Origin of the sequence: Glycomyces sp. NPDC021274 (assembly GCF_040641195.1) — a bacterium.
In the GTDB taxonomy this organism is placed as follows: Bacteria; Actinomycetota; Actinomycetes; order Mycobacteriales; family Micromonosporaceae; genus Glycomyces.
The window spans coordinates 1-12,348 of sequence record NZ_JBFADC010000002.1; the positions used below are offsets into that span (position 1 = coordinate 1).

General features: G+C 68.3%; 10 protein-coding genes and 2 rRNA genes. 5 read left to right on the forward strand and 7 right to left on the reverse strand.

Annotated elements, in window-relative coordinates:
- Positions 1-463 (forward strand): 23S ribosomal RNA (locus AB0I03_RS03890); the annotation flags it as partial.
- Positions 464-621: 158 nt separating this feature from the next.
- Positions 622-738, forward strand: a 5S ribosomal RNA gene (rrf, locus tag AB0I03_RS03895).
- A 58-nt stretch (positions 739-796) separates the two neighbouring features.
- On the opposite strand, the gene AB0I03_RS03900 is transcribed toward rrf, so the two are convergent.
- Entirely contained in the window at positions 797-946 is a 150-nt protein-coding gene (locus AB0I03_RS03900) for a hypothetical protein (RefSeq protein ID WP_205327510.1), read from the reverse strand.
- Positions 947-1,055: 109 nt separating this feature from the next.
- Here AB0I03_RS03900 and AB0I03_RS03905 point away from each other — a divergent pair, with 109 nt between their 5' ends.
- Complete coding sequence (locus AB0I03_RS03905; protein WP_360405979.1) at positions 1,056-1,580, forward strand: carboxymuconolactone decarboxylase family protein; 525 nt, start codon at positions 1,056-1,058, stop codon at positions 1,578-1,580.
- 115 nt (positions 1,581-1,695) lie between these two features.
- Positions 1,696-3,144 carry a sugar porter family MFS transporter gene (locus AB0I03_RS03910; protein WP_360405982.1) on the forward strand — a complete coding sequence of 483 codons (1,449 nt, stop codon included), beginning with the start codon at positions 1,696-1,698 and terminating at the stop codon, positions 3,142-3,144.
- 66 nt (positions 3,145-3,210) lie between these two features.
- Here AB0I03_RS03910 and AB0I03_RS03915 read toward each other — a convergent pair whose 3' ends face one another.
- From AB0I03_RS03915 to AB0I03_RS03930, 4 genes are all read right to left on the reverse strand, one after another.
- Positions 3,211-5,757 (reverse strand): FtsX-like permease family protein, encoded by a 2,547-nt coding sequence (locus tag AB0I03_RS03915; protein ID WP_360405984.1) that lies wholly within the window; start codon positions 5,755-5,757, stop codon positions 3,211-3,213.
- Between the two features lie 4 nt (positions 5,758-5,761).
- On the reverse strand, positions 5,762-6,529 hold the full coding sequence (locus tag AB0I03_RS03920) for an ABC transporter ATP-binding protein (RefSeq protein ID WP_360408064.1): 768 nt from the start codon (positions 6,527-6,529) through the stop codon (positions 5,762-5,764).
- A gap of 279 nt (positions 6,530-6,808) precedes the next feature.
- Positions 6,809-9,361 carry an FtsX-like permease family protein gene (locus AB0I03_RS03925; RefSeq protein WP_360405986.1) on the reverse strand — a complete coding sequence of 851 codons (2,553 nt, stop codon included), beginning with the start codon at positions 9,359-9,361 and terminating at the stop codon, positions 6,809-6,811.
- A gap of 2 nt (positions 9,362-9,363) precedes the next feature.
- Positions 9,364-10,074 carry an ABC transporter ATP-binding protein gene (locus AB0I03_RS03930; protein WP_360408067.1) on the reverse strand — a complete coding sequence of 237 codons (711 nt, stop codon included), beginning with the start codon at positions 10,072-10,074 and terminating at the stop codon, positions 9,364-9,366.
- A 58-nt stretch (positions 10,075-10,132) separates the two neighbouring features.
- Between AB0I03_RS03930 and AB0I03_RS03935 the strand changes: the two genes are divergently transcribed.
- Positions 10,133-10,342, forward strand: coding sequence for a hypothetical protein (locus tag AB0I03_RS03935; RefSeq protein ID WP_360405989.1), 210 nt, complete (start codon positions 10,133-10,135; stop codon positions 10,340-10,342).
- A gap of 75 nt (positions 10,343-10,417) precedes the next feature.
- Here the strand turns inward: AB0I03_RS03935 and AB0I03_RS03940 are convergent, their stop codons facing one another.
- Positions 10,418-11,095 carry a response regulator transcription factor gene (locus AB0I03_RS03940; protein ID WP_360405992.1) on the reverse strand — a complete coding sequence of 226 codons (678 nt, stop codon included), beginning with the start codon at positions 11,093-11,095 and terminating at the stop codon, positions 10,418-10,420.
- Entirely contained in the window at positions 11,092-12,336 is a 1,245-nt protein-coding gene (locus AB0I03_RS03945; protein ID WP_360405995.1) for a sensor histidine kinase, read from the reverse strand. Before AB0I03_RS03945 ends, AB0I03_RS03940 begins: the two co-directional genes overlap by 4 nt.
- Positions 12,337-12,348: the final 12 nt, after the last annotated feature.

Below are 12,348 nucleotides of genomic sequence, written 5' to 3' on the forward strand. Positions count from 1 at the left end.
ACCCCGGGGATAACAGGCTGATCTTCCCCAAGAGTCCATATCGACGGGATGGTTTGGCACCTCGATGTCGGCTCGTCGCATCCTGGGGCTGGAGTTGGTCCCAAGGGTTGGGCTGTTCGCCCATTAAAGCGGCACGCGAGCTGGGTTTAGAACGTCGTGAGACAGTTCGGTCCCTATCCGCCGCGCGCGTAAGAGATTTGATGAAGGGCTGTCCCTAGTACGAGAGGACCGGGATGGACGAACCGCTGGTGTGCCAGTTGTCCCGCCAGGGGCATGGCTGGTTGGCTACGTTCGGGAGCGATAACCGCTGAAAGCATCTAAGCGGGAAGCGTGCTTCGAGATGAGATCTCTGTCAGCAGTTATGCTGGTGAGGCGCCCTGTAGATGACGGGGTTGATAGGCTCGACATGGAAGCGTCGCAAGGCGTGGAGTGGACGGGTACTAACCGCCGAGAACTTAACCTATAACCACGGTTATGGATGATGGAAACGTTGATAAGACATTCACGCACACTATGCGATTCTGAGACAACACGGTTGGCTCGAACGCACCCGACACCACCATGCTGTGTGTGGTTGCGGGTTGCTTGATCGCCGAAACAGACCTGTTGTTCAATGGTTTGTTTGGTGGTGAGAGCGGAAGTGACACACCCGGTCCCATTCCGAACCCGGTCGTTACGGCTTCCAGCGCCGATGGTACTGCACTCGAGAGGGTGTGGGAGAGCAGGACACCGCCAAACATTTACTTAATATGAAAGGCCCCCACCTCACGGTGGGGGCCTTTTTTCATGCTCTGATTCAGGAAGAAGTCGAGAGCGCGTCTCTCACTTTCGCCACACCGACTCCGATTCCGAAGATCGCCCCTGTCACCAGGAATGTCAGTAGCGAAACGGTCACCAGGACGATCGCGATTCCGATCGCGCCTACGACGCTGAAAAATGTGCTCACGTGGCCTCCTCCGTTGCAGGCTCGTCGACTGGGGTACATGCCCTCCCTGTATTGTCCCACATCGCTGGATAGCACGTAGCGGGCGTCACAAGTTAGTTAGGTCACAGTAATGCACAGAGATTCAGTTTCGCGTCTTCCTGGCACAGGACTGCCGCCATCGGCTTCGCGGCGGCTGGCGGCCGTTGGACGGGATCCGATCAACCTGCATCGGGCACTCGCGCATGCGCCGGCACTGCTGGCGCCGGTGCTCGACCTCATCCATGCGCTGCGGTTCGACGCCGCGGTGTCGCGCGGGCTGCGGGAGTTGATGATCTGCCGGATCGCCCAGCTCGAGGACTCCCCATACGAACTGGCGCATCACCTTCCGATGGCCGCCGACTCCGGTCTGGACGCCGAGCAGCTCGCAGCGCTCGACCGGTGGAGCGAGTCCGACTGCTTCAGCGCGCCGCAGCGGGCGGTGCTCGGATACGCGGAGCACCTCGGGGCCGGCGCTCCTCGTGACGACGCCGCGCTCGATGCCTGCTTCAGCCCGGCCGAGCAGACCGAGCTCACGGTCACCGGGGCGACGTACATCGCCTTGGCGCGGATGCTGCGGGCCCTCGACGTGCGGATCGACGAGGGGCTTTCCGGTTGATCGCAGCCCTCCCGGATAGGCCGGCCGATTGCGGCAATCAGTGACCTACAGGGCGAATCCGGCTTAGGATTTCGTGACGTGTGGTACCGGTTCGAGTCGGCAGCGGGAGTGAATGATGGCCACGGGCAATGAGGGTCTGACACGCGGCACACCCCAGGTGGGCACTGCTTCGGCGGTGTTCGTCTCGATCGCCGCCGCTCTCGGCGGGTTCCTCTTCGGGTACGACACGGCCGTGATCAACGGGACCACCGGCGCGCTCGAGGTCCAGTGGGGCATCGGCTCGGTCGAGACCGGCGTGGTCGTCTCCTCGGCGCTCCTCGGTTGCGCGGTCGGCGCCTGGTTCGCGGGGTCGCTCGCGAACAAGTTCGGGCGCCCGCGGGTCATGATGCTCGCCGCGGTCATCTTCTTCATCACCTCGCTGGGCAGCGCCCTGGCGACAGGCCCGGTGGACTTGACCGTCTGGCGAGTGACCGGTGGTCTGGCGATCGGTGCGGCGAGCGTCATCGCGCCCGCGTACATCGCCGAGATCGCGCCGGCGCACCTGCGCGGAAGGCTCGGTTCGCTGCAGCAGTTCGCGATCGTGCTCGGCATCTTCTCGGCGCTGCTGGTGAACTACGGTATCCAGGCTTCGGCGGGCGGCGCGAGCGGGGAGGTTCCTTGGGGCGGAACGGCGTGGCGGTGGATGTTCGCCGCGGCCGCGGTGCCGGCGTTCGTGTACTTCATGTGCTCGCTCAACATCCCCGAGTCGCCGCGGTATCTCGTGGCGAAGCACCAGGAGGACAGGGCCAAGGAGATCCTGGTGAAGTACGTCGGCGGCGACGTCGACACGAAGATCGTGGAGATCCGGGAGTCGCTCCACAGCGACCGCCCGCCGCGGATCTCCGACGTGCGGGGTCCGCGCTTCGGGCTCCTGCCGATCGTGTGGGTGGGCATCTTCCTGTCGATGTTCCAGCAGTTCGTCGGCATCAACGTCATCTTCTACTACTCGACCTCGCTGTGGCAGACGGTCGGGTTCAGCGAGAACGACGCGTTCTTGACGAGCGTCATCAACTCGCTCGTGAACATCGCCGGTACGGTCCTCGCGATCTACCTCGTGGACCGGGTGGGACGCAAGAAGCTCCTGATGTGGGGCTCGATGCTGATGTTCATCGCGCTCGGCACGATGGCCGTCATCTTCGCCACGGCGAATGTGGACGCGGAGAACAACCCGGTGCTCGGCGACGCCCAGGGCGTCATCGCGCTGATCGCGGCGAACGTGTTCGTGTTCGGGTTCGCGTTCACCTGGGGCCCGGTCGTGTGGGTGCTCCTCGGGGAGATGTTCCCCAACCGGATCCGCGCCTCCGCGCTCGGCGTCGCCGCGGCCGCGCAGTGGATCTCGAACTGGCTCATCACCGTCACGTTCCCCGAGCTCGCGCAGACCGGCCTGTTCCTGGCGTACGGCCTCTACGCCGCGTTCGCGCTGATCTCCTTCTTCTTCGTGGGCAAGATGATCAAGGAGACCAAGGGCGTCGAACTGGAGGACATGGAGGCGCTCGAAGCGGGCACCTACAAGGCCGCCGGCTGACCGGCGCACAACGTTGAGGGCCGCCCCTTCCGGGGCGGCCCTCATTGGTTTCCTTGCGGTGGAACGCTATTCGTAGGAGATCGCGTTCAGGATGTTGACCTTGGAGGCCCGCACGGCCGGGGCGATCGCGGCGAGGAGTCCGACGAGGACGGCCGCGACGAGGTACCCGGCGATGAGGGCGGTCGGGATCTGGAAGACCTCGACGCCGGTGTCGGCCAGCGCGACCTGGAGCGCCCAGCCCAGGACGAGGCCCGTGCCGATGCCGAGGACCGCGCCGAACAGGGCGATGGTGACGCTCTCGACGGTGATCATGCGGGTGGTCTGGCCGCGGGTCATGCCGATCGCGCGGAGCATCCCGAGCTCGCGGGTGCGTTCGAGGACCGAGAGGATCAGCGTGTTGATCACGCCGATCACGGCCACGATCATCGCCAGGCCGAGGAGCAGCTGGATCGCGATGATCGCGAAGTCGTAGAACACGGTGACCTGCGAGGCGAACTCCTCCTGGTTCTGCACGCTGACCTCGGGCTCATTGGCGAGGAGGTCGTCGACGTCGGCGGTGACGGCTGCGATGTCGCCGTCGTCGGCCACGTCGACCACGGCCGAGGTCGGCCGGATCGTGTAGAACTCGTCGGTGTAGGCGGGGGAGACGTACCAGCCGTCGGTGTTCTCGTTGTCGACGAGGATGCCCGCGACGGTGAACTCGCGCGCTTCGGTGCCGCGGCTGAAGGTCGCGGTCACGGTGTCGCCCATGCCGACGCCGAGATCCTTCGCGGCGGATTCGTTGACGATGACCTCGTCGTCGGCGAGGCCGGCGGCGTCGCCTTCGACGAACTCGCCGCTGTAGAGGCCGATGCCGCCGGGGATGTCGCTGCTGGCGTAGACGCGCTGCTCGGTGCCGTTGATGTCGCTGAAGTCGAGGTAGAGCTCGACGGCGGCATCGACGCCGTCGACGGCGCGGAGGTCGTCCATGAGCGCCGGGTCGAACGACGGCGCGACGGAGGCGGTGATCGGCCCGGAGACGATCAGTTCGGCTTTGATGTCCTCGCCGAGCTGCTCGTTGATGCTGGCCTTGACGCTGGTGAGCAGGGTCGCGGTGGCGGTCACGAGCGTCACGCCGATCATGAGCGCCGCCGCGGTGACGGCGGTGCGCCGCGGGTTGCGGCTCGCGTTCCGCCGCCCGAGCTTCCCGGCGAAGCTCCACGACCACAGGAGCCCGAGCACGCCGACGAGCGGTTTGGACAGCCACGCCGTCAGGAGCGTGACGCCGATGAAGACCGCTCCGGCGCCGATGGCCGCCCCGGCCAGGTTCGGGGTGTCGCCGCCGAGGTTCTCGGTGAGCCCCAAGACCATCGCCGCAGCACCGAGGGCGGTGACGATGAACCCGGTGACGGTGAGCGCGGTGGTCGGCTTGTCGGCCTTGACGGCTTCGCGCATCGCTTCGACCGGCGGGACCTTCGAGGCGCGCACGGCGGGCACAAGTGCGGACAGGACGGTGACGCCGATGCCGACGGCCAGCGCGGCGACGAACGCCATCGGCGGGATCGTCAGGGACGTCTGGCCCGCGTCGAGGATCATGTTGGCGACCACTGAGGTCAGGCCCGCGCCGCCCGCGATGCCGACGGCGGTGCCGACGACGGCGGCGAGCGTGCCGAGCAGGAGCGCTTCGGCGAGGACCGAGCGCACGATCTGGCCGCGGCCGGCGCCGATGGCGCGCATCATCGCGATCTCCTTGAGGCGCCCGGCGATGACGATCGAGAAGGTGTTGGCGATGAGGAAGATCGAGACGAACACGGCGATGCCGCCGAAGCCGAGGAGGAACTTTCCGATGAGGTCGGTGGCCTCGGCGGTCTGGGCGCTGACCTCCGCGGTGTAGTCGTCGAACGTGATCGCCTCGGACTCGGCGCCGATGACCGGCTCGAGGGCGGCGAGCAGCTCGTCGGTGCTGGTGCCTTCGGCGGCGCTGACGGCGACCATCGAGTAGGCGTCCTCGCCGGCGAAGACGAGGCGCTGGGCCTCGGCGGTGGTGAATGCGAGTTCGGTGGTGCCGGCCTCGGAGTCGCGTCCGCCCGGGTAGCCGTAGACGCCGACGATGGCGTATTCGGTCCGCTCGGTGGTCGCGGAGTAGGCGGTGACGGTGTCGCCGATGCCGAGCCCGGCGTCGGTGACGAACTTCGCCGAGACGGCGACTTCGCGGTCGGTCTCGGGGGCGCGGCCGTCGCGCAGATGGCGCTCGGCGGAGGTGTCGCCCCAGTTGACGGCGATGGTGGGGGAGAGGCCGCCGACGATCTTGCCGTTGTCGCCGATGGCGTTGACCATCCACGAGACGGTGGTGGTGACCTCGCCGACGCCGTCGGTCGCCTCGATGGCGGCCTTGGTCTCGGCGGAGACGCCTTCGCGGACGAGGCGGTCGGCGCGGGACTCGGGTTCGAGGGGGCGGACGAGGACGTCCGCCCCGGCGTAGTCGGTGCCGTTGAGGTCGTTGACGGTGGTCTGGATGGAGGCGGTGAGGACCAGCGCGGCGGCGATGAACGCCGAGCCGAGGATGACGGCGATGCTGGTCAGGGCGAGGCGGGCCTTGCGGGCCGCCATGCCCTTGAGTGCGGCGCGGAGCATGGGGTCAGGCGGCCTCTCCGGCGAGCGGGACGCGGGTCTCGAAGCCGCGCATCGTGTCGATGACGGCGTCGGTGGTGGGCTTGTCGAGGTCACGGACGATCTGGCCGTCCGCGAGGAACACGACGCGGTCGGCGTAGGCGGCCGCGGACGGGTCGTGGGTGACCATGACGATGGTCTGCCCGAAGTCGTCGACGGACTTGCGCAGGAACCCCAGCACCTCGCCGCTGGAGCGCGTGTCGAGGTTGCCGGTGGGCTCGTCGGCGAAGACGACTTCGGGGCGGGTGGCGAGGGCGCGGGCGCAGGCGACGCGCTGCTGCTGGCCGCCCGAGAGCTCGGTCGGCTTGTGCGACAAGCGTTCCTGGAGGTCGAGGGTGCGGATGATCTGGCTGATCCACGCCGGGTCGGCCTTCGCGCCCGCGATGGAGGCCGGAAGAAGGATGTTCTCCTCCGCCGTCAAGGTCGGGAGCAGGTTGAACTGCTGGAAGATGAAGCCGATCTTGTCGCGGCGGAGCTTGGTGAGGGCCTTGTCGTTCAGACCCGTGATGACCGTGCCGCCGATGTCGACGGTGCCGCGGTCGGTGGTGTCGAGGCCGGCGAGGCAGTGCATGAGCGTGGACTTGCCCGAGCCCGAAGGGCCCATGATGGCGGTGAACCGGCCGGAGGCGAATGCCACGGACACATCGCGCAGGGCCACGACCTGGGCCTCGCCCGAGCCGTATGCGCGCCACAGGCCGGTGGCGGTGACGGCGGCGCGGCTGTGGGGCTGCTGCAGACCGTGGGTCTGCTGCGGGGCGTGGGGAGTGCTGAGTGGCACGGGAGCGCCTTTCTGATCGGGTGTCTTTCCTGTTCCCACAAGGCTATTGAGCACCGCTTCCGTCCGCTTCGGTCCGCGGGCCGGAGTTCCGTCCTCCCCGAGGCGGAGCGCGCCGAGCGGGGTCGGCCGAAAGACGGAGCCCGAAGCGGCCCCCGTCTCGGCCTTCCGGCCGTCCCCGGGCAGACGGGAGGGGCGGCGTCAGAAGACGCCGCCCCTCACCTGGTTTCCGGAAAAGAGCTATTCGTAGGCGATGGCGCCCAGCACATTGAGCTTCGCCGCGCGGGCCGCAGGGGCGATCGCCGCGAGCAGTCCTACGACCACGGCCGCGACAAGGTACGTGACGATGAGGCCCCAAGGGAGCGCGAAGTTCGCCAGGCCCTCCTCCTCGAGCGCCTGCTGCACGGTCCAGCCGAGGCCGATGCCGACTGCGATGCCCAGGACCGCACCGAACACGCAGATGATGACGCTCTCGACGGTGATCATCCGCCGCACCTGCCCGCGGGTCATGCCGACCGCGCGAAGGAGCCCCAGTTCCCGAGTGCGTTCGAGGACCGACAAGACCAGCGTGTTCACCACGCCGATGACGGCGATGATCATCGCCAGCGCAAGCAGGATCTGTACTGCCGCGAGGATCGTGTCCAGGCCCCCGGTCTGCTGCTCGACGAATTCGGCGTTGTTGGTGACGCCCACTTCCGGCTCATCCCTGAGGATCTCGTGGACCTCGTCCTGGACTGCGGCGACGTCGGCGCCGTCAGCGACCGCGATGTACGCCTGCATCGGCTTCTGCACCATGAAGTGCTCGACCTGCGCAGGCGAGACCCACCAGCCGTTGGTGAGGTCGTAGCCCTCGAGAAGCGCGGCGATGCGCAGCGGCTCGGTGGTGCCGTCAGAGAAGGTCACGTCGACCGTGTCGCCGACGGCGACCCCGCGGTCCTCCGCGGTGCCCTCGTCGACAACGACCGCGTCGGCGGCCAGGTCGCTGACCGAGCCGTCGGCGACGGTGCCGCCGACGACCGCGAGCGCCGCTTCCAGATCCGAACTGGACGAGAGCACGGCCTCTTCACCGTTCACCTTGGTGTTGGAGAAGTCCGCGTAGAGATCGCCGACCTCCTCGACCTCGGGCAGGGCCCGGATCTCCTCGACCTTCTGCGGCGAGAACGAGGGGATGCTCGCCCCGCCCTGCGCACCCGAGACGATGAGATCCGAGTCGAGGTTGAGATCGAGCGCTTCGGCGGTGGTCGACTTGATGCTGGAGACGAGTGTGGCGATACCGGTGATGAGCGCGACGGCGATCATGAGCGCCGAGGCGGTGATCGCGGTGCGCCGCGGGTTGCGCCCGGCGTTGAGCTTGCCGAGTCGACCCGAGAACGACCACGACATGACCGCGCCGAGGAGCGCCACGAGCGGTCGCGACAAGATGGGCGTGAGCATGGTGACGCCCACGAACGCGATGCCGACGCCGACGAGGATGCCGGTGAGTTTCTCGCCGCCGAGGTTGTCCGTCAACCCGAACGCGAGCAGCACCGCACCGGCGAGGAAGACGGTCCCTCCGGCGATAGTGATGCCCCGCAAGGGCTTCGGCGGGTTGACAGCCTCTCGCATCGCTGCGACCGGCGGGACGCTGGAGGCCTTGACGGCCGGCAGCAGCGCCGAGAGCACGGTGACGCCGATGCCTACGGCCAGCGCCCACAGCGTGGTCGCGGGGATGAGCAGTCGGACGGGCAGGCCGCCCATCATGGTCGAGCTGACCACTTCCGACAGTCCCCAGCCGAGCAGCAACCCGAGCCCGAACCCGATGACGGAGGCGCCGATGCCGATGATGAGCGCTTCGGTGAGGACCGAGCGGACCACCTGGCCGCGTCCGGCGCCGATGGCGCGCAGCAGCGCGAGTTCGCGCTGGCGCTGGGAGACGATGATGGTGAAGGTGTTGATGATCAGGAAGATCGACACGAACACCGCGACGAGGCCGAAGCCGAGGAAGATGTAGCCCATGAAGTCGGAGACGACGGCGAAGCCCTGCGCGGCGGCCTCGCTGGCCTCCTCGCCGGTCTGGACTTTGAAGTCGCTGCCGACCGCGGCGGCGATGGCGTCGGTGTCGACGGCGTCGCCGTACACGTAGATGGAGGTGTAGACGTCTTCGCCGCCGGTGAGGAGGCGCTGGGCGTCGCCGGTGCTGAAGGCGATCTGCGTCTCGCCGGCGAGCGAGTCGCGGTCACCGGAGAGGCCGTAGATGCCGACGATCTCGTAGTCGACGGCGTCTTCGCGGTTGACGGTGTCGGAGTAGACCGTGACGCTGTCGCCGACGGTGAATCCGGAGTCGGCGGCGAACTTGGCGGAGACGGCGACTTCACCGTCGGCCTCGGGACCGCGGCCGTCGCGGACTTCGATGTAGTCGCCTTGGCCCTCACCGGAGGCCCAGTTGAGGCCGATGGTGGGGGCGAAGGTGCCGACGAGCTTGCCGTCGTCGCCGATGGCCTTGACCTGGCCTTCGACGGCGCCGTCAGCGCGGTCGACGCCGTCGGTGGCGCGGACCTGCTCGAGGATGTCGGCGGGGATCGCCATGGCGGCGGGGTTGCCGGGACCGCCCATGCCCCCGCTTTCGGCGTCACGGGTGACGACGGCGTCGACGCCGGTGTAGGCGTCGGCGATGACGCCGGCGACGGACTTCTCCATGGTGGCGGTCAGGACCATCGCGGCGGCGACGAACATCGTGCCGAGGACGACGGCGAGGCTGGTGAGGACGAGGCGGGCTTTGCGGCTCGCCATGCCCTTGAGGGTGGCGCGCAACATGGTTAGGCGTGCTCCCCTTGGGCGGCGGCGACGAGCTCTTCGAAGTGCTTCATCTTGTCGATGACCTTGTCTGCGGTCGGTTCGGACATGTCCTCGACGATCTGGCCGTCCGCGAGGAAGACCACGCGGTCGGCGTAGGCGGCGGCGGACGGGTCGTGGGTGACCATGACGATGGTCTGGCCGAAGTCGTCCACACTGGTGCGCAGGAAGCGGAGCACTTCGGCGCCGGAGCGGGTGTCGAGGTTGCCGGTGGGCTCGTCGGCGAAGACCACGTCGGGGCGGGTGGCGAGGGCGCGGGCGCAGGCGACGCGCTGCTGCTGGCCGCCCGAGAGCTCGGTGGGCTTGTGTGAGAGGCGGTCGGCCAGATTGAGGGTCTTGATGATCTGGTCGAGCCAGGCCGGGTCGGCCTTGGCCCCGGCGATGGCCGCGGGGAGGGTGATGTTCTCTTCCGCCGTGAGGGTCGGGAGCAGGTTGAACTGCTGGAAGATGAAGCCGATCTTGTCGCGGCGGAGCTTGGTGAGGGCCTTGTCGTTCAGGCCGGTGACGGCGGTGCCGCCGATGTGGACGGTGCCGCGGTCGGTGGTGTCGAGGCCGGCGAGGCAGTGCATGAGGGTGGACTTGCCGGAGCCGGAGGGGCCCATGATGGCGGTGAACGCGCCGGATTCGAACTGGACCGAGACGTCGCGGAGGGCGATGACCTGGGCCTCGCCCATGCCGTAGGCCTTCCAGAGGCCTTCGGCTGATACGGCGGTGGTCTTGACGGGGGATGTGGTGGACACGACGCTCTCGCTTTCGGTGAAGGTGTCGATGTGCCGAGGGATATCGGTGTTGTGGTTTCCTGATTCGCGAGACGCCGCCCGCGAAGTCGTTGTTTCAGAGGACCGACGAAAGATGACGTCGACTCGCCTGATTGTGACATCATACATGATGTCATTCGGCGTCGTGGTGCTCATCGCCACGTTCGACGATATTGGACGCTGAGCGCGGGCGCATCCGCTTCGCGGACGGTCTTCGTCTACGTCGAGAGGCGGAGGCGCCGGTACCCGAGTAGGACGATCAGTCGGTGCTGCCGGGCTTGACCAGGCCGCTCTCGTAGGCGAGGACGACGGCCTGGACGCGGTCGCGGACGCCGAGCTTGGTGAGCAGGTGGCCGACGTGGGTCTTCACGGTGGTCTCACCGACGTGGAGGGTCTCGGCGATCTCGGCGTTCGTGAGGCCTTTCGCCAAGAGCAGCAGCACTTCCTGCTCGCGGGCGGTCAGGCAGTCGACGATCGCGGGCTTGGCGTCGCCGTCGCTGCCCCGGTGGGCGGCGAAGCGCCCCAGGAGGGTCGAGAGGATGTGCGGGGCGACGACCGCGCCGCCCCTGTGGACGGTGCGGATGGCCTCGACGAGGTCCGCGGCGGGTGCGTCCTTGGTGAGGAACCCCGCGGCGCCGGCCCGCAGCGCCCCGACGACGTACTCGTCCAGGTCGAACGTGGTGAGCACGAGGACCCGGGTGGGCAGGTTGGCCTGCACGATGTCGGCCGTGGCCGCGACGCCGTCGCGGCGGGGCATGCGGATGTCCATGAGCACGACGTCGGGGACCAGCCGCCTGGTGAGGTCGAAGGCCTCGACGCCGTCGCCGGCCTCACCGACGATGTCGATGTCGGTCTCGGCGCCGAGGACCATCTTGAAGCCCGCGCGCAGCAGCTGCTGGTCGTCGGCGAGGAGGAGGCGGATCGGCCGGTCGTTCAACGTGTGACTCCCTGGAGGTGGGCGTTCTTGGGGAAGCGGGCCTCGACGAGGTAGCCGCCGCCGGGCCGGGGCCCGGCTTCGAGGGAGCCGCCGTAGAGCGTGGCGCGCTCCCGCATGCCGATGAGGCCGTGGCCGCCGGAGAACCCCGAGACGACGGGCGCGCCGTGCCCGGAATCGCCCACGGAGATGCGGAACTCGGTGTCGCCGTAGTCGACCACGACGCCGGCCCTGGCCTGCGGCCCGGCGTGCTTGATGGTGTTCGTGAGGGCCTCCTGGGCGATGCGGTAGACCGCCAGGCTCACACCCGTCGGCAGCGGGTACTCCTCGCCGCGGACGGTGTAGCGCACCGGCAGGCCGGCGTCCTTGGTCTGCGCCACCAGCGCCCGCAGCGAGTCCACTGTAGGCTGCGGTTCGAGGTCGGCGCTGCCGCCTTCGTCGCGCCCCTGGCGCAGCACGGTGAGGATGTCCCGCATCTCCCGCAGCGCGGTGCGCGCGGTCTGGTTCACCGTGGTGAGCGCCTCCTCGGCCGCCTCGGGGTCGTGGCGCAGGACCCGCTTGGCCCCTTCGGACATGACGCCGATGACCGAGATGTGGTGGGCCACCACGTCATGCAGCTCCCGGGCGATGCGCCGCTGCTCGTCCGCGACGGCCTGGGCCGCGAGCGCCTCCTGCCGCTCCTCGGCGAACCGGGCGCGCTCGGAGAGCTCGGTGAACTTGCGGCGCCGGCTGCGCATGACCGAGCCGACGAAGCAGGCGGTCGCCGCCATGGCCAGGTTCAGCAGTGTGATCACGGCCCCGCCGGTGGCGGTCTCGCCGGAGTACACGGGCCAGAAGTAGAGGAGCACCGAGAGGGTCACCGGCATCCACACCGCTCCGGCGAGGACGAGGGCGCGCGGCAGGGGGCGGTGCGCCGCGGCCGTGTAGGTCAGGACCAGCCAGGTGATGCCGTTGTCGCCGACCAGCCAGGGCTGATCGAACACGATCGCTGCGATGAGCGCCGCCAGCGTCCCCATCACTGCCAGCCACAGCCACTTGCGGCGCAAGGCGATGGGCGCCAAGGCGAGGGCGAGCATGCCGGTCTCCCGCAACCCGAACTGCGCCGGCGTGTCCGCGGCGTCGAACACCACGGCGAGCGTGCCCGCGTACGTGACGAAGAGCGCCGCGGCGAAGAGCGTGTCCGCAGGGAGCGGGCGCTCGTGGAACCAGCGGCGCAAGCGTGTGAAAGTGGAGGCGGCGTGCACGCTCTACACCGT